Raw genomic sequence first — 16,542 nt, forward strand, 5'->3', positions numbered from 1 at the left:
TTTCTGTTCTGATTTCAGGGGGGCGGGAGCATTTTCACCGTGGAGATGTATCGGAAGGTTCGTCACGCCTATTTCCGTGAAGGTATGAGCAAGCGGGCGATAGCCCGGCATTTCGCGATCTCACGCGACAGCGTTGACAAGATGATCCTGTTTTCGGTTCCACCGGGCTACCGGCGGACGGCGCCGGTCCGGAGACCGAAGCTGGATGGGTTCACCGGAGTAATCGATCAGTGGCTGTCCGAGGATCGGGACCGGCCGCGCAAGCAGCGCCACACGGCCAAACGGATCTTCGAACGGCTCCGTGACGAGCATGGGTTCACGGGCGGCTACACCATCATCAAGGACTACGTGCGAAGTCGTTGGCATTATCTCGGGTGTATTGCTCAATCGGCAAATCGCCGTATCGACCAATGAACTCGTTCACGACACGCACCCGACCCTTTTCCCCGTCAGTGGATGGGTCCTGGACCTTGAGGGTTTGAAACTCCTTCAAAGCATTGGACAGGAAGACTGGAACTTTGTCTCCGTAGAACATGTCAGCGGCGAGCCGATGAACCGGCGGTAGCTCGGTGTCCCAGCGCTGGGTGTTCTCCTGTTCGGTGTTCTCAGGGCCAATCCCAGCGAGAGATTCCAAGTCCCATACGAACCTGTCCGGTTCTATCCCCTCAGCGGCATAGAACTTCGATTGTCCGGGCTTGAGACCATAGGAAGCAAGGAGAGCCAGAGCGGCTTTTACTTCCTCAGGGCCGTGTTCTAGCTCGCCAGTCCTGTAACTCTCCCATAGAGCGTCTTGCTGCTGCGCTTCCGCGTCAGCTTTCATGGCGGCTTTGGCCTTGTCCTGGGTCTTCAGTGAGAACTGGATGTATCCGCTCTTATTGCCGGGATAGTGCTTGGCAACGTCAGCGGGGATGCGGCGTCTGAACTGCCAGACCTCACTGTTCTTCTTCTTGTAGAGGTGACTTGCCAACAGTCTGAAGGCTCCGATGTCATAGATTACAACAGCCATGTGAACCACTTTGTGACACCTCACAAGGGCTCATGCTGTAGTATGTATATGATTTCATTGGATGAATCACGACGTTTATGGTGCCCAGGAGAGGACTCGAACCTCCACGTCCATACGGACACTAGCACCTGAAGCTAGCGCGTCTACCAATTCCGCCACCTGGGCAGGTGTCGTGAGCGCGGTCATTATATCCGGGGTCCAAGGCTGTCAACGCCAATCGGATCGAATCTGACTCGCGCCCGCGCGAGCGCCCCGAGCGCCTGCCCCGCGACGCAATCGCTGCTTGTTCCCCTGGCCCTGCGACGCTATCTCGAGACGCAAGTCACCGCACGGAGGAAGCTTACATGTCCAGGCTCGTCACGATCTATGGCGGCTCCGGCTTCGTCGGACGCTACATTGCCCGCCGCATGGCCAAGGAAGGCTGGCGGGTGCGGGTCGCTACGCGTGTGCCGGACGAATCGCTTTTCGTACGAACCTATGGCGAGGTCGGCCAGGTCGAGCCGGTGCCCTGCAATCTCCGTGACGAGGAAAGCGTGCGCGCGGCGATGCACAGTGCGGATGCGGTGGTCAATTGCGTCGGGATTCTTGCCGAGTTCCGCAAGAACACCTTCGATGCGATCCAGGCCGAGGGCGCGGAACGTGTGGCACGCCTCGCCGCCGAGGCCGGGATCGAGACACTTGTGCATATCTCTGCGATCGGCGCGGATGCCAATTCGGACTCGGACTACGCCCGGACCAAGGCTGCCGGAGAGGCTGCGGTGCTCAGGCACATGCCGAACGCTGTCATCCTGCGGCCCTCGGTGATCTTCGGCCCGGAAGACGAGTTCTTCAACCGGTTCGCGTCGATGTCCCGCTTTGGCCCGGTGCTGAACATCATCGGTGCCGACACCCGGTTTCAGCCGGTCTATGTCGACGATGTCGCCAAGGCCGCGGTCGCCGGTGTGACGGGCAAGGCAGCGCCGGGGATCTACGAACTCGGCGGGCCGGACGTGGCGAGCTTCCGCGACCTGATGAAGCTCATGCTGAAGATCGTGCGCCGCAACCGGCTGATCAACGACGTCCCGACCGGAATCGCCAACCTGATGGCAGGGACATTCGGCGTGATCCAGAAGGTCACGCTGGGCAATGTCGAGGCACCTCTGACGCGGGACCAGATTCGCAATCTTCAGCGAGACAATGTCGTCTCCGAAGGGGCAAAGACCTTTGCCGATCTCGGGATCGAGCCGCAGTCGCTCGCCGCGATCCTTCCGGAATATCTCTGGCGCTACCGCCCGGGCGGACAGTTCGAGGCGCTGACGGAGTCGGCAGCAAATCTCAAAGTCTGAGAAGGCGGGGGCGGCACGCTCCCATCCTGCCTCCGATCGTCCGTTGCCCGATTCAGACGGGCGCCGGCGTTCAGCGGGTGGCGAGCCTCTGATAAGGCAAAAAACGGTCGAACACGTCAGCCATAGGCGATCCACAGCAAGACCACTCCAAGAACGCAGCGGTAGATCACGTAGGGAGTGAAGCTGATCGAGCGCAGCAGGCGCATCATCAGGCTAAGCGCCAGCAGCGCGGCGACGAAGGCGAAGGCAGCGGCGATGGCGGCATCGCGCAACAACGCCATCTCGCCATGGGCCACGACATCGAGCCCGAGCAGTGTACCGGAGGCGAGGATCGTCGGAATCGACATCAGCATGGAGATGCGTGCGGCATCGCGGCGCTCGTAGCCGAGGTAGCGGGCGCCGGAAATCGTTATGCCCGAACGCGATGTGCCGGGGATCAGCGCCACGACCTGCCAGAGGCCGAGGATCCAGGCATGGCGGATCGACCACTCCTCTGCCTTGAACTCCTCGGCGCCTCTCTGGTCGGTCCAGTAGAGAAGGATGCCGAAGAGCAGCATGGTCCAGCCGATCACGGCGACGGAGCGCATGGCCTCGTCGAGCCCGGTCAGCTTGAGAACCAGTCCCGCGAGAATCACCGGGATCGTGGCTATGACGAGAAGCAGCGCGAGACGGGCGCCTTGCGTGTCGGCACGTCCGCGGAGAAGCCTCGGGATACCGCCGAGCGCAGTTTTCACATCGCGCCAGAAATAGAGGATCACCGCAAGCAGCGTGCCGACATGGGTGGCCACGTCGATCGTCAGGCCCTGATCGTCCAAGCCGGAGAGTTGCGGCAGGAGAATCAGGTGGCCCGAGGAGGAAACCGGAAGGAATTCGGTAAGGCCCTGAATCGCGGCGACAAGGAGCAGATGGAAATAGGTCATGGGGACGGCCTCCCGAGGTCCGGGCGGGCGCAGAGTAACCAGATGATTCCGAAAGGAAAGAGCATAAGTAGGTTGCCTATGCTGACCTTTAATTGAGAAGGCAGGCCTTCTGCGGCCCGGGTTGAGGCGCACTTTCCGGCATTTAGGTCACGATTAATGACTTTATTTCCCGCCAGCGGACGTGTAATCAGCCTAGACTGAATGATGGAGGCTGACTGTGGCCAAACAACGAATGCTCCAGTTCGTGTCGGTAGACAAGCAGATGCCCGAGAAGCGGGACGCCGACGCGCGCGCGCATGACTTCAACGAGATCTATGGCGAGTATGCGGACGCCAAGGCCACCGAACAGGCCGGGCGTTGCAGCCAGTGCGGCGTGCCCTATTGCCAAACCCACTGTCCGCTGCACAACAATATCCCCGATTGGTTGAGGCTGACCGCCGAGAACCGGCTCGAGGAGGCCTACGAGCTCAGCCAATACACCAACACCTTCCCCGAGATTTGCGGTCGGATCTGCCCGCAGGACCGGCTCTGCGAGGGCAACTGCGTGATCGAGCTGTCCGGCCACGGGACGGTGACGATTGGTGCGGTGGAGAAATACATCACTGACACGGCCTGGGAGAAGGGCTGGGTGAAGCCGATCACGCCGCGGCGCGAGCGGCCGGAGAGCGTCGGCATCATCGGCGCGGGCCCGGGCGGGCTGGCCGCGGCGGACCGGCTGCGGCGCGCCGGCGTACAGGTGACGGTTTATGACCGTTATGACCGCGCGGGCGGGCTGATGATCTATGGCATCCCCGGGTTCAAACTTGAGAAGGACATCGTCCTGCGGCGCAACGCGCAGCTGGCCGACGGCGGCGTAGAGTTCGTCATGAACTGCAATGTCGGCGAGGACATCTCCTTCGAGGATATCCGCAAGAAGCACGATTGCGTCCTGATCGCCACGGGCGTCTACAAGTCGCGCGAACTCGAGGGCCCGGGCGCGGGGGCACACGGGATCGTCCGGGCGATCGACTACCTCACCGCCTCCAACCGGCAGAATTTCGGCGACAGCGTGCCGGATTACGAGTCCGGGGAACTCAATGCCAAAGGCCGTAAGGTCGTCGTGATCGGCGGCGGCGACACCGCGATGGATTGCGTGCGCACCGCCATCCGGCAGGGCGCGACGAGCGTGAAATGCCTCTATCGCCGCGACCGCGCTAACATGCCGGGCTCGCAGCGCGAGGTGCAGAATGCCGAGGAAGAGGGAGTCATCTTCGAGTGGCTGACCGCGCCGAAGAGTTTCCTCGGGGAACCGGTTTCGGGCGTGATGGTGCAGAAGATGCGGCTTGGCGCGCCGGATGCGAGCGGGCGCCAGCGTCCGGAAGTGATCGAGGGGGCCGATTTCACGGAGCCGGCCGATCTCGTTATCAAGGCGCTCGGCTTCGAGCCGGAGGACATCCCGACGCTCTGGGGCGAACCGGAACTGGAGGTCACCCGCTGGGGCACGATCAAGGCCGATTTCCGCAGCCACGAGACCTCCTTGCCTGGGGTCTACGCGGTGGGTGACATCGTCCGCGGCGCCTCGCTGGTGGTCTGGGCAATCCGGGACGGTCGCGAGGCCGCCGACGCGATCCTCGAACGGTTCAATACCGCCGCTGACGTGGCGGCGGAGTAGCGGTCCCGCTGCGGAAAGGAACGTAACATGGCAAACGCGCTTCAGGCAGGACTCCGCGTGGCGGCATGCGCGCTGGCGATCGGAGCCGGATCGGCGCGTGCCGAGACGATCGAGGTCCCGGAAGGCTGCGAAGCCTTCCTGACCGTGCAGCAGAAGGGCTGCGGCGTCTCGCATTACTGGCGCTGCGATGCCGCGCCCGAAGAGGCCGTCTGGGAGGTGCATTACGATGCCGACGGCGCTTTTTCGCTTTCGGTCTACGATCGGGAGTTCCAGTGGCTCGACAGTCAGTATTTCCGGGACGGCACCCGCGAGTTCCTGACCGGCGAGGCCCCCGACCCGGCATCGCTCGGCGAATTGCTGGAGACCGGACGCGACAGCTATGCCTTCGTGATCCGCGAGCAGGGCCCGGACGGGATTCGTGACGTGGTCCACCAGGGCTACGACGCGCTGACCGGGCGCACGGTGACGATCGACGGGGTGGAACTTCTCGAGACGGAGTTCTCGTCGACGGCCATGGATGCTGCGAGCGGCGAAGAGATCTTCGCCGTCGCCGGCAACCAGTATGTGCTTGCCGAAGAGCGGCTGTTCTTCCTTGGCCCCGATCAGTATCTGCGCGACGGCGAGGAAATCTCGAACGACTTCAGCCCGGTCAAGTTCATCCGGCCGGGCCAGCCTGGGTTCGCCGACATGACCCCGCTCTACGGGTGTAACACGGCCGAGGAGATTGCCTTCCGCCAGGGATCGATGGGACCGTGGCGATGAAGGGGCAGTGCCTGTGCGGGGCGGTCACGCTCGAGGTGACGCCCGAGGCGCGTGAGGTCAGCGCCTGTCATTGCCGGATGTGCCGGCTCTGGACCGGTGCGGCCCTCTTCGTCTTCACCGCGGCGCCCGAGCAGGTGTCTGTGGCGGGCCCGGTCCGGCGGTTCCGCTCGTCCGAATTCGCTACGCGCGCCTTCTGCGAAACCTGCGGTAGCCATCTCTGGATCCAGGACGACGGCGGCGACTATGAGCTGCTGCCGGGCCTGTTCGAGGAGGCCGCGAGCTTCGCGCTGACCTCAGAAATCTATGTCGATCACCGGCTCGGATCTGCGGAGCTCTGCGGTGATCACCCGCGCCGGACACGCGCCGAATACGAATCCCAAAACCCCTTCGTCGAAGAGGAGCGTTTGCAATGACCGAATATGACCACAACTGGGTCGCCCGCGAAGAAGCCAAGCGTTCCATGCTGGCGGAGCACGGCATGTATCGCCCGGAGGACGAGCATTCCTCCTGCGGCGTCGGCCTTGTCGTCGCGATCGACGGGCAGAAGAGCCGCAAGGTCGTCGAGGACGGGATCACTGCGCTGAAAGCGGTCTGGCACCGCGGCGCTGTCGATGCCGATGGCAAGACCGGCGACGGCGCAGGCATCCACCTGCAGATCCCGGTACCGTTCTTCTACGACCAGATCCGCCGCACCGGCCACGAGCCCGATGTCAACAAGCTCATCGCCGTGGGTCAGATCTTCCTGCCGCGGATCGATTTCGGCGCCCAAGAGACTTGCCGGACCATCGTCGAGAGCGAGGTCCTGCGGATGGGCTACTACATCTACGGCTGGCGGCACGTGCCGGTGGACATTTCCTGCCTCGGCGAGAAGGCGAACGCGACCCGGCCCGAGATCGAACAGATCCTGATCTCGAATTCCAAGGGCGTCGACGAGGAGACCTTCGAGCGCGAGCTCTACGTCATCCGCCGTCGCATCGAGAAGGCGGCGGCCAACAAGCGTGTGCCGGATTTCTACGTCTGCTCGCTGTCCTGCCGATCGCTTATCTACAAGGGGATGATGCTGGCCGAGCAGGTGGCGGAATTCTACCCGGACCTGCAAGACGAACGTTTCGAGAGCGCCTTCGCGATCTACCACCAGCGCTATTCGACCAATACCTTCCCGCAATGGTGGCTGGCGCAGCCCTTCCGAATGCTCGCCCATAACGGCGAGATCAACACGCTTAAGGGCAACATCAACTGGATGAAGAGCCACGAGATCCGCATGGCGCACGCGACATTCGGGCCGATGGCCGCGGACATCAAGCCGATCATCGCGCGCGGCTCCTCGGATTCGGCGGCGCTCGATTCCGTCTTCGAGATGCTGGTGCGTGCCGGCCGCACGGCGCCGATGGCCAAGACCATGCTGGTGCCCGAGAGCTGGTCCAAGCAGGCAGTGGACCTGCCGGAGCCCTGGCAGGACATGTATTCCTATGTGAACTCGGTGATGGAGCCCTGGGACGGGCCGGCGGCGCTGGCGATGACCGATGGTCGCTGGGTCGTCGGCGGGCTCGACCGCAACGGGTTGCGGCCGATGCGTTACGTGGTGACCGGCGACGGCTTGCTGATTGCGGGCTCGGAGGTCGGAATGGTGCCGACCGATGAACGCACGGTCGTCGAGAAAGGCGCGCTCGGGCCGGGTCAGATGATCGCGGTCAACATTTCTACGGGCAAGCTCTTCCACGACAAGGAGCTCAAGGACAAGCTCGCCGCCTCCCAGCCTTTCGGCGAATGGGTCGGCAAGATCAACGAGTTGGACGATGTTCTCGCGGGCGAGACCGAAAAGGCGATCTATTCCGGCAGCGAGCTTCGGAAACGGCAGATCGCGGCGGGCTATTCGGTCGAGGAGATCGAGCAGATCCTGGTGCCGATGGCCGAGGACGGCAAGGAGATGATCGCCTCGATGGGCGACGACACGCCGTCGGCGGTGCTGTCGGAAAAATATCGGCCGCTCAGCCACTTCTTCCGCCAGAACTTCTCCCAGGTCACCAACCCGCCGATCGACAGCCTGCGCGAATACCGGGTGATGAGTCTGAAAACGCGGTTCGGCAACCTCAAGAACGTGCTCGACGAGGATTCGAGCCAGACCGAGATCATCGTCCTGGAGAGCCCCTTCGTCGGCAACACCCAGTTCGACAAGTTGGTCTCCGAGTTCAAGTCGCCGATGGTTGAGATCGACTGCACCTTCCCGGCAGGCCGAGCGCAGAACGCGCTGCGGGAAGCACTCGACCGGATTCGCGCGGAGGCGGAGGACGCCGTGCGCTCGGGCGCCGGGCATATCGTACTGACCGACCATCACCAGTCGGAAGACAAGGTGGCGATGCCGATGATCCTGGCAACCAGCGCCGTTCACTCCTGGCTGACCGAGAAGGGGCTCAGGACATTTACCTCGGTGAATGTCCGCTCTGCCGAATGCGTCGATCCACACTACTTCGCGGTGCTGATCGGCTGCGGCGCGACGGTGGTGAACCCTTATCTCGCCGAGGACAGTCTCGCCGACCGGATCGACCGTGGACTTCTGGAAGGCCCGCTCAACGAAGCGATGGCGCGCTACCGCAAGGCGATCGATGCGGGCCTGCTCAAGATCATGTCCAAGATGGGCATCTCGGTCATCGCCTCGTACCGGGGCGGTCTCAATTTTGAAGCGGTGGGGCTCAGCCGCGCCATGGTGGCGGAGTTCTTCCCTGGCATGACCAGCCGCATCTCCGGTATCGGGGTCGCCGGCATCCAGGTGAAGGCGGAGAGGATTCACCGCGACGGCTGGGGCGAGGCGACCCACATCCTGCCGCTTGGCGGCTTCTACAAGGCGCGCAAGTCGGGCGAGACCCATGCCTGGGGGGCGCAGACGATGCATATGATGCAATCGGCCTGCAACGCCGGATCCTTCGAACTGTGGAAGCAGTATTCCAAGAAGATGCAGGCGAATCCGCCGATCCATCTGCGCGACTTGATGAATTTCAAGCCGCTCGGACGGCCGGTGCCGCTCGAGGAGGTGGAGTCCATCACCTCGATCCGCAAGCGTTTCGTGACGCCGGGCATGTCGCTCGGCGCGCTGAGCCCCGAGGCGCACAAGACGCTGAACGTCGCGATGAACCGGATCGGCGCCAAGTCCGACTCCGGCGAGGGCGGCGAGGATCCGGCGCATTTCGTGCCCGAGCCGAACGGCGACAACCCCTCGGCCAAGATCAAGCAGGTGGCCTCAGGGCGGTTTGGAGTCACCGCCGAATACCTCAACCATTGCGAGGAACTGGAGATTAAGGTGGCCCAGGGCGCCAAGCCCGGCGAGGGCGGCCAGCTTCCGGGCATGAAGGTCACCGACCTGATCGCGCGGCTGCGCCACTCGACCAAGGGCGTGACGCTGATCTCGCCGCCGCCGCATCACGACATCTATTCGATCGAAGACCTTGCGCAGCTGATCTACGACCTCAAGCAGATCAACCCGCGCGCCAAGGTGACGGTGAAACTCGTGGCCTCTTCCGGCGTCGGCACGATCGCCGCCGGCGTGGCCAAGGCCAAGGCGGACGTGATCCTGATCTCCGGCCATAACGGCGGCACCGGCGCAAGCCCGGCCACTTCGATCAAATACGCCGGTCTCCCCTGGGAGATGGGCCTCACCGAGGCGCACCAGGTCCTGGCGATGAACAAGCTGCGCGACCGGGTGACGCTCCGCACCGATGGCGGGCTGCGCACCGGCCGGGACATCGTCATTGCGGCGATGCTCGGGGCCGAGGAATTCGGCATCGGCACCGCCGCGCTGATCGCCATGGGCTGCATCATGGTGAGGCAGTGCCAATCCAACACCTGCCCGGTGGGCGTCTGCACGCAGAACGAGAAGCTGCGCGAGAAGTTCACCGGCACGGCGGACAAGGTGGTGAATCTCATCACCTTCTACGCCCAGGAAGTGCGCGAAATCCTGGCCGAGCTCGGCGCACGGAGCCTCGACGACGTGATTGGCCGCACCGACCTGCTGGCGCAGGTCTCGCGCGGTAACGCGCATCTCGACGACCTCGACCTCAACCCGTTGCTGATCAAGGTCGATAGCGCGGGCGAGATCGACTATGACCTGAACAAGCCGCGCAACGCGGTGCCGGACACGCTGGATGCCCAGATCGTGGCCGATGCAGCGCGATTCCTGAAGGACGGCGAGAAGATGCAGCTTTCCTACGCGGTACAGAATACGCATCGCACCATCGGAACGCGCACCTCGAGCCATATCGTGCAGCGCTTCGGCATGCGCAACGCGCTTCAACCCGATCACCTGACGGTCAAGCTCACGGGCTCGGCCGGCCAGTCGCTCGGCGCATTCGGCGCGCCGGGACTGAAGCTCGAGGTGTCGGGGGATGCCAACGACTATGTCGGCAAGGGGCTGTCGGGCGCGACCATCGTCGTGCGTCCGCCGATGAACTCGCCGCTGAAAGCGGACGACAACACGATCATCGGCAACACCGTGCTCTATGGCGCCACCGACGGCTATCTCTTCGCCGCCGGCCGCGCCGGCGAACGTTTCGCGGTGCGGAACTCAGGCGCAAAGGTGGTCATCGAGGGCTGCGGTTCGAACGGCTGCGAATACATGACCGGCGGCGTCGCGGTCATCCTCGGTTCGGTCGGAGCCAATTTCGGCGCCGGCATGACCGGCGGCATGGCCTACCTCTATGATCCGGACGGCACGTCGCGGCAGCTCATGAACATGGAGACGCTGGTCAGTTCCGAGGTCTCGCATCCGCATTGGGAGGCGGAGCTGCGCGGGTTGATCGAGCGCCATGTCGCGGAAACCCAGTCGGTCAAGGCGGCCGATATTCTCCAGCACTGGGATCTCGAGCTCGGGAATTTCATTCAGGTCTGCCCGATCGAGATGCTGGCACATATTCCGCACCCGCTCGCTATCGAACAGGACGCGATCCCGGCGGAATAGTCCGGATTGCAGCGCGAACACTGCTGGACCCGGCCAATCTGGCCGGGTCCAGCCATTTTTTGGCCAAAGTTTAACTCAAGATGAAGGGATAGATCGGGCGCGAAGGCCGTTTCGTCGGCTCATGCCGAGTCGCGGATTCGACGGGTTGTTCCTATTGCCGGGAGATTTATCCTTATGAAGAGTTTCAAGCCGACGATCGCTGCCGGATTGCTTGCGATCAGTTGGTCCGGCGCTGCCCATGCAATCACCGATTTCAACATCGATGTGGTCTTTGCCGGCGGGCTAACGGAAAGCCAGCAGGCGATCTTCGCGCAGGCAGAAAGCTATTGGGAAAGCGTCATCCTCGGCTACAAGGTCGGCGTCGTGGACCTGACCGGGGTCACGATCACCGCTCTGGGAGAGGACATCGACGGCGCCTATGGCGTTCTCGGATCGGCCGGGCCCAGTTATCTCGGATACGCGACGCGTCTCGGAACGGTCTATTCGACCGTCGGGCAGATGCGGTTCGACACTGCCGACCTGATCCGGCTCGAAAACAACGGCAGCCTGCTCGACGTCATCAAGCACGAAATGGCGCATGTCATCGGGTTCGGCACGCTCTGGGAGATGAACGGCCTTTATGACGGAGCCAGTGACCCGGGCCGCTATACCGGTTCGGCGGCCGTCGCGGCCTACAATGCCGAGTTCGGCAATAACAGCAGCAATGTCCCGGTGGAACTGGGCGGCGGGAGCGGCACGGCCGATGCTCATTGGAACGAGGTCGACGGCGGCGGCGCAGGCGCGGATGACGCCTTCCGGTACGAACTGATGAGCGGATGGCTGAACACGCCGTCTACGGTCAGCAATACGACGATCCAGTCCTTCGCGGATCTTGGGTACGTCGTGCTGGACATGACCGCGGTGCCGTTGCCGGCCAGCGGCCTGCTGTTGCTCGGCGCCCTGGGCGGCATCGCGACTGCGCGACGCCGCAGGCCCTGATGGCCCGCGAGGGTCTCGCCCGGCTTTTTCGGCGCGTGATCGCAACCGCTGCGTCAGCTGCAATCCTTCTGTGTGGTCCTGGCCTGGCAGAAGAGCCACACCTGCTCGTCTTCGACATGGAAAGCGCGAGCAGCGGATCGGAACCGCTTCTGACGATTGCGCCGGACGGCGTGGCCGAGTTGCGCGCGGTGCCCAACAGGATTGCCGCTATCCGGACCAAGCTGCCGCCGGAAAGGGTCGCGGAGATTGTCGGCTTTCTGACCGGCGACGCGAATATCCTTGCCGTCGATACCGAGGAAATCCGCGCCGAGATGACGCGGCAGGGGATGATCGGCAACCGAATGAACGTCGCCGATGCGCCGACGACGCGGATCGCTCTCTCCCTGCACGGCTCTCGGATCGAGATCCGCTTCTACGCCGTCAGCGAGGCCGCGCGGGACTTCCCCGGAATCCAGGGGCTGGCGGATCTGCGCAAGGCCGAGCGCTACCTGCTGGCACTCGTTTCGGAGTTGCGTGGCGGCTGAAAGGGCGGCTTGACGGGGAGCGGCGGCGCGCGGCATGTGTGGCGCGTGGCAAGGGCAAAGAGCAGAAAGCCGGCCGGCAAGGCAAAGGCGCGACGCGGCGACGGGCGGCTGGTGCGGATCGCGCGGGCGCTGCGGCGCTGGACGCGCCTGTTGCTGCTCGCCCCGATCCTTTTGGTGGTGCTCCTGATCCTGCTCTTCCGGGTCGTGAACCCACCGACCACGCACACGATCTGGAGCGAGTCGCGTCGGATCGGAGGCGTGGAGCGAGAATGGGTGCCGCTGGAAGAGATCTCCCCCGACGCGGCCCGCGCAGTGGTGGCGGCGGAGGACGCGAATTTCTGCCTGCACTGGGGGTTCGACATGGCCGCAATCCGCGACGCGCTGGACGATGGCGCGCGGCGTGGCGCCTCGACGCTCACGCAGCAGACGGTCAAGAACGTCTTCCTCTGGCAGGAGCGGAGCTGGCTGCGCAAGGCGCTCGAGGCCACGCTCACTCCTGCTGTCGAACTCCTCTGGCCGAAGCGGCGGATCCTCGAGGTCTATCTCAATGTCGCGGAGATGGACGAGGGCATCTTCGGCATCGAGGCCGCCGCGGAAAGCTATTTCGGCCGCCCCGCCGCCGACCTCACGGTGCAGCAGGCGGCGCGCATCGCGGCGGTCCTGCCCGCTCCGAAGTCGCGCGATGCCGACAATCCGAGCCCCTGGCTGCGCAGGCGCGCGGATTCGATTGTCGAAGGTGCGGCGACGATCGCCGCCGACGGGCGTGCCGCCTGTTTCGAGGATTGAAAATTCGTCCCAAGCGCGGCAGAACGGGGCAAATCTCCTCCGTTTTCTGCCCGAAAGGCCCTTGATGAACCGTCTCTATCACGTTCCGCTGTCTCCCTTCTGCCGGAAGGTCAGGCTCGTGCTGGCAGAAAAGAAGATCGAGGTGGAGTTGGTCGAGGAGCGCTACTGGGAACAGGATGCCGATTTCCTGCGCCGCAACCCGGCCGGCAAGGTTCCGGTTCTGCGGATGGACGGGATGAACATGGCCGAGAGCCAGGCGATCTGCGAATATCTCGAGGAGACCATTCCCGAGCCGTCGCTGTTTCCCACGGCGCCGAAGGAGCGCTACGAGATGCGCCGGCTCTGCGCCTGGTTCGACGACAAGTTCCACAGCGAAGTCACGACCAAGCTGCTCTACGAGCGGGTCAACAAGAAGATCTCCAAGCAGGGCTATCCCGAGAGCCGCAACGTCAAGGATGGGGCACGGGCGATCAAGTATCACATCGACTACATGCACTGGCTGCTGGACCAGCGCCGCTGGCTCGCCGGTGACCGGATGACGCTCGCCGATTTCGCCGCCGCGGCACATATCTCGGCGCTCGACTACATCAGCGATGTCGACTGGAACCGCAGCGCCAATGTCCGCGACTGGTATGCCAAGATCAAGTCGCGCCCGGCCTTCCGAGGCCTTCTGGCCGACCAGGTGCCCGGCTTTCCACCGTCCCGGCAATATGCCGACCTCGATTTCTGAGACCCCGACGACTCCGCTCAAGGAGAGGCTGTTGCAACAGGCGACGGTGGAGGGGTTTACCCGCCTGCGTCTCTGCCGGCCCGACGCGATCCCGCAAGTGGCGAAGGACCTCGAGAAATTCGTCGGGGGCGGCTACCACGGCCAGATGCACTGGATGGAACGCCGGATCGGCTGGCGCGGTGACCCGCGCGCGCTCTGGCCCGAGGTCCGGTCCGTCATCGTCCTGGCAGAGAGCTACAGCCCCGACGCGCCGCCCGAGGCCAGCCTGGACCGACCGGAACTCGGGACCGTCTCGGTCTATGCGCGCGGCAAGGATTACCACGATATCGTCAAGAAGCGGCTGAAGCGGCTCGCGCGCTGGCTCATCGCGGAGGCCGGTGGCGCGGTGAAAGTCTTCGTCGACACCGCGCCGGTTGCGGAAAAGCCGCTCGGCCAGGCGGCGGGGCTTGGATGGCAGGGCAAGCACACCAATCTTGTCAGCCGGGAGATCGGCAACTGGTTCTTCATCGGCGCGATCTTCACGACGCTCGAGATCCCGCCAGATGCTCCGGAGGTGGACCATTGCGGCTCCTGCCGCGCCTGCCTCGACGCCTGCCCCACCGATGCGTTCCTGGCGCCCTACAGGCTGGATGCCCGCCGCTGCATCTCCTACCTGACAATCGAGCATTCCGGGCCGGTCGCGCCAGAGCTGCGGGCGCGGATGGGAAACCGGATCTATGGCTGCGATGCCTGTCTCGCGGCCTGTCCCTGGAACAAGTTCGCCGCCGCGGCCACGGAACTTCGCTACGCCGCGAAGGACGACCTCGACGCGCCGCCACTGGCCGAGCTCGCGGCGCTTGACGACGCCGCTTTTCGTCGGCGCTTCGCGGGGAGTCCGATCAAACGGATCGGACGCGATCGCCTCGTCCGCAACGTACTTTATGCGATCGGCAATTCCGGACGGGCGGATCTCGGTGCGGCGGCGGAGCGATTGCTGGACGATCCCGACGAGACCGTCGCGGAGGCGGCGCGATGGGCGCTCACCCGATTGGCCCGGTCGATCTGATCCCTGTCAATTCGACGACGCCTGCATATATGCTATCGTGACGAAACACCGAACGGAGGATCGCATGTCGAAGCATGTTCTTGACCGCCCCCACAGCCGTTTCCACTCGCTGGTTCTGCCTTATGCAGCGGCAGCGCAGCGTCAGGCACCAGAGGGTTCGAGCTACGCCGCCCAGTATCTGATCCGGCGCCGGAAGGGGCCCCTGAACTCGGCCCTGCGAACGCAAGCCTTTCTGAGAATCGACCGCGGTCAGGAGGCCTGACGACTCGGCGCCACGGTCCCCGGCGGGCCGGGGCCCGTGGCGTTATCGGCTGAGCGTACGGGACGCGCCAGCAGCCTTGGCCCTCTCCTGTCGCGTAATCGTGGCGGCCTCGGTGGCGAGTTGGATGCCCCGTGGTGCGGTTCTCGCCGTAAAGGGGCCAAGCGCGGTGCCGTTCACGAAGATCAGAATCTGGGGTGGGCCCTTGCGCGGCTGCGGGTCGATCCGGTAGCGCGCGGTGAGGCCCTTGCCGTAGAAGGCCCGGATCAGCTTTTCACCCAGCCTTTCCCCCAGGCGATTGCCCTCGGGGGTTCCGTCCGTCGAGATGAGTGTCCGGACATAGACGTTGTCGTCTTCGACGACCCCCTGTGACACCAGCCGTTCAACGGTGATCGCTAGAGGCCGAAAGGTCGGATCGCCGGTAAGGTGATAGTAGCTCAGCGCCAGCGTCGCCGGCGTGGCGATGGCGACGACCGCCATCGCGAGTATCGAAAGTTGCCGTTGCGGGCCGGGAGGACGATCCTGTGGCATGGCCCTGAGTCTGGGCCGGAATCGTCAAGTTGTGGTAAACACGACAGGATCCGCCGGCCCGTGTCCGGGCCGGCGGCGCGGCTCAGGCGCGCACCATCTTCTCATAGGCTTCCGAGATCTCGCGCGTCAGGCTGCCGACCTCGAAAGTGTAGTCGCCGATCTGGCCGACCGGAGTCACCTCGGCGGCGGTCCCGGTAAGCCAGCATTGCTCGAAGCTCTCGAGCTCGTCCGGCATGATATGGCGCTCCTTCACCTCGATCCCGCGCTGCTTGAGCATCTCGATCACCGTCTGCCGGGTGATCCCGTTCAGGAAGCAGTCCGGAAGCGGCGTGTGCACCTCGCCGTCGCGCACGAAGAAAATATTGGCGCCGGTCGCCTCGGCGACATAGCCGCGATAGTCGAACATCATCGCATCCGAACAACCCTTCGCCTCGGCGGTGTGTTTGGACATGGTGCAGATCATGTAGAGACCGGCCGCCTTGGCATGGCTCGGGATGGTCTCAGGCGAAGGGCGCTTCCATTTCGAAATGTCGAGCTTGGCGCCCTTGAACTTGGCATCGCCGTAATAGGCGCCCCATTCCCAGGCGGCGATGGCCATGCGGACGGGGTTGCGCGCCGATGCGACCCCCATGTCCGGCCCGGCACCACGCCACGCGACCGCGCGGACATAGGCATCCTGCAGGCCGGATTCGCGCAGGATTAGCGCCTTGGCCGCTTCGATCTCCTCGACCGAGTAGGGCACTTCGAAATCGATCATCTGGGCGGATTTCTTCAGCCGCCTGGAATGCTCGAAGCTCTTGAAGATCTTTCCGTGATAGGCGCGCTCGCCCTCGAAGACAGAGGAGGCGTAGTGCAAGGCGTGGGTCAGAATATGCACATTGGCATCGCGCCATGGCACGAGCTTTCCGTCCATCCAGATGACCCCGTCACGATCGTCATATGCGCCAGCCATTCCTCATTCTCCTTGGCGGTTTTCAAATGTTGCGCAAAAAATGTCCGCTTCGGACGTAATGTTGCGCAAAAACTGACCGGAGCTAGCAGTTGGCTCTAGCAATGTCAACAAGGCTGACATAAAAT

At 63.8% G+C, this 16,542-nt stretch carries 15 protein-coding genes, 1 tRNA gene and 1 pseudogene; 12 read left to right on the forward strand and 5 right to left on the reverse strand.

What is annotated here, in order from left to right; genetic code table 11:
- Positions 1-84 precede the first annotated feature (84 nt).
- Positions 85-360: pseudogene (locus EU800_RS10445) on the forward strand (IS21 family transposase); the annotation flags it as partial.
- Here EU800_RS10445 and EU800_RS10450 read toward each other — a convergent pair.
- On the reverse strand, positions 338-1,006 hold the full coding sequence (locus EU800_RS10450; RefSeq protein ID WP_129631550.1) for a DUF6538 domain-containing protein: 669 nt from the start codon (positions 1,004-1,006) through the stop codon (positions 338-340). The pseudogene EU800_RS10445 and the gene EU800_RS10450 overlap by 23 nt on opposite strands.
- Before the next feature lie 78 nt (positions 1,007-1,084).
- Positions 1,085-1,171 (reverse strand) — tRNA-Leu (locus EU800_RS10455).
- A 179-nt stretch (positions 1,172-1,350) separates the two neighbouring features.
- Here EU800_RS10455 and EU800_RS10460 point away from each other — a divergent pair.
- Positions 1,351-2,331, forward strand: coding sequence for a complex I NDUFA9 subunit family protein (locus EU800_RS10460; RefSeq protein ID WP_129631553.1), 981 nt, complete (start codon positions 1,351-1,353; stop codon positions 2,329-2,331).
- Positions 2,332-2,447: 116 nt separating this feature from the next.
- Here EU800_RS10460 and EU800_RS10465 read toward each other — a convergent pair whose 3' ends face one another.
- A complete protein-coding gene (locus tag EU800_RS10465; protein WP_129631556.1) occupies positions 2,448-3,251 on the reverse strand; it encodes an undecaprenyl-diphosphate phosphatase in 804 nt (267 codons plus the stop codon).
- Positions 3,252-3,468: 217 nt separating this feature from the next.
- On the opposite strand from EU800_RS10465, the gene EU800_RS10470 reads away from it, so the two are divergent.
- The 10 genes from EU800_RS10470 (at position 3,469) to EU800_RS10515 (ending at position 14,937) form a co-directional block, all read left to right on the forward strand.
- Entirely contained in the window at positions 3,469-4,902 is a 1,434-nt protein-coding gene (locus tag EU800_RS10470; protein WP_129631559.1) for an NAD(P)-dependent oxidoreductase, read from the forward strand.
- A gap of 27 nt (positions 4,903-4,929) precedes the next feature.
- Positions 4,930-5,664 carry a hypothetical protein gene (locus tag EU800_RS10475; protein ID WP_129631562.1) on the forward strand — a complete coding sequence of 245 codons (735 nt, stop codon included), beginning with the start codon at positions 4,930-4,932 and terminating at the stop codon, positions 5,662-5,664.
- Positions 5,661-6,077, forward strand: a complete 417-nt coding sequence (locus EU800_RS10480; protein ID WP_129631565.1) for a GFA family protein — start codon at positions 5,661-5,663, stop codon at positions 6,075-6,077. Before EU800_RS10475 ends, EU800_RS10480 begins: the two co-directional genes overlap by 4 nt.
- Complete coding sequence (gene gltB / locus EU800_RS10485) at positions 6,074-10,612, forward strand: glutamate synthase large subunit (protein ID WP_129631568.1); 4,539 nt, start codon at positions 6,074-6,076, stop codon at positions 10,610-10,612. Before EU800_RS10480 ends, gltB begins: the two co-directional genes overlap by 4 nt.
- 174 nt (positions 10,613-10,786) lie before the next feature.
- On the forward strand, positions 10,787-11,590 hold the full coding sequence (locus tag EU800_RS10490; RefSeq protein WP_129631571.1) for a VPLPA-CTERM sorting domain-containing protein: 804 nt from the start codon (positions 10,787-10,789) through the stop codon (positions 11,588-11,590).
- A complete protein-coding gene (locus EU800_RS10495) occupies positions 11,590-12,114 on the forward strand; it encodes a hypothetical protein (RefSeq protein ID WP_129631574.1) in 525 nt (174 codons plus the stop codon). The genes EU800_RS10490 and EU800_RS10495 overlap by 1 nt, the downstream gene beginning before the upstream one ends.
- Before the next feature lie 45 nt (positions 12,115-12,159).
- Entirely contained in the window at positions 12,160-12,900 is a 741-nt protein-coding gene (gene mtgA, locus EU800_RS10500; RefSeq protein ID WP_129631577.1) for a monofunctional biosynthetic peptidoglycan transglycosylase, read from the forward strand.
- Positions 12,901-12,964: 64 nt separating this feature from the next.
- Positions 12,965-13,630, forward strand: coding sequence for a glutathione S-transferase family protein (locus EU800_RS10505; protein ID WP_129631580.1), 666 nt, complete (start codon positions 12,965-12,967; stop codon positions 13,628-13,630).
- Entirely contained in the window at positions 13,611-14,675 is a 1,065-nt protein-coding gene (gene queG, locus EU800_RS10510; RefSeq protein WP_129631583.1) for a tRNA epoxyqueuosine(34) reductase QueG, read from the forward strand. Before EU800_RS10505 ends, queG begins: the two co-directional genes overlap by 20 nt.
- Before the next feature lie 64 nt (positions 14,676-14,739).
- Positions 14,740-14,937, forward strand: coding sequence for a hypothetical protein (locus tag EU800_RS10515; protein WP_129631587.1), 198 nt, complete (start codon positions 14,740-14,742; stop codon positions 14,935-14,937).
- 42 nt (positions 14,938-14,979) lie between these two features.
- Here the strand turns inward: EU800_RS10515 and EU800_RS10520 are convergent, their stop codons facing one another.
- Both EU800_RS10520 and EU800_RS10525 read right to left on the reverse strand, forming a co-directional pair.
- Positions 14,980-15,465, reverse strand: coding sequence for a hypothetical protein (locus tag EU800_RS10520; RefSeq protein WP_129631590.1), 486 nt, complete (start codon positions 15,463-15,465; stop codon positions 14,980-14,982).
- Positions 15,466-15,547: 82 nt separating this feature from the next.
- Positions 15,548-16,417, reverse strand: a complete 870-nt coding sequence (locus EU800_RS10525; RefSeq protein WP_129631593.1) for a branched-chain amino acid aminotransferase — start codon at positions 16,415-16,417, stop codon at positions 15,548-15,550.
- Positions 16,418-16,542 lie beyond the last annotated feature (125 nt).

The sequence above is a fragment of the Tropicimonas sp. IMCC6043 genome, from assembly GCF_004146235.1.
Classification (GTDB): domain Bacteria; phylum Pseudomonadota; class Alphaproteobacteria; order Rhodobacterales; family Rhodobacteraceae; genus Tropicimonas.

Bases quoted from the DNA above. Each gene is read 5' to 3' on its own strand.
- EU800_RS10480 (WP_129631565.1), top strand. From the start codon at position 5,661: ATGAAGGGGCAGTGCCTGTGCGGGGCGGTCACGCTCGAGGTGACGCCC.
- gltB (WP_129631568.1), top strand. From the start codon at position 6,074: ATGACCGAATATGACCACAACTGGGTCGCCCGCGAAGAAGCCAAGCGT.
- EU800_RS10490 (WP_129631571.1), top strand. From the start codon at position 10,787: ATGAAGAGTTTCAAGCCGACGATCGCTGCCGGATTGCTTGCGATCAGT.
- EU800_RS10475 (WP_129631562.1), top strand. From the start codon at position 4,930: ATGGCAAACGCGCTTCAGGCAGGACTCCGCGTGGCGGCATGCGCGCTG.
- EU800_RS10460 (WP_129631553.1), top strand. From the start codon at position 1,351: ATGTCCAGGCTCGTCACGATCTATGGCGGCTCCGGCTTCGTCGGACGC.
- EU800_RS10450 (WP_129631550.1), bottom strand. From the start codon at position 1,006: ATGGCTGTTGTAATCTATGACATCGGAGCCTTCAGACTGTTGGCAAGT.
- queG (WP_129631583.1), top strand. From the start codon at position 13,611: ATGCCGACCTCGATTTCTGAGACCCCGACGACTCCGCTCAAGGAGAGG.
- EU800_RS10520 (WP_129631590.1), bottom strand. From the start codon at position 15,465: ATGCCACAGGATCGTCCTCCCGGCCCGCAACGGCAACTTTCGATACTC.
- EU800_RS10505 (WP_129631580.1), top strand. From the start codon at position 12,965: ATGAACCGTCTCTATCACGTTCCGCTGTCTCCCTTCTGCCGGAAGGTC.
- EU800_RS10515 (WP_129631587.1), top strand. From the start codon at position 14,740: ATGTCGAAGCATGTTCTTGACCGCCCCCACAGCCGTTTCCACTCGCTG.
- EU800_RS10495 (WP_129631574.1), top strand. From the start codon at position 11,590: ATGGCCCGCGAGGGTCTCGCCCGGCTTTTTCGGCGCGTGATCGCAACC.
- EU800_RS10465 (WP_129631556.1), bottom strand. From the start codon at position 3,251: ATGACCTATTTCCATCTGCTCCTTGTCGCCGCGATTCAGGGCCTTACC.
- EU800_RS10525 (WP_129631593.1), bottom strand. From the start codon at position 16,417: ATGGCTGGCGCATATGACGATCGTGACGGGGTCATCTGGATGGACGGA.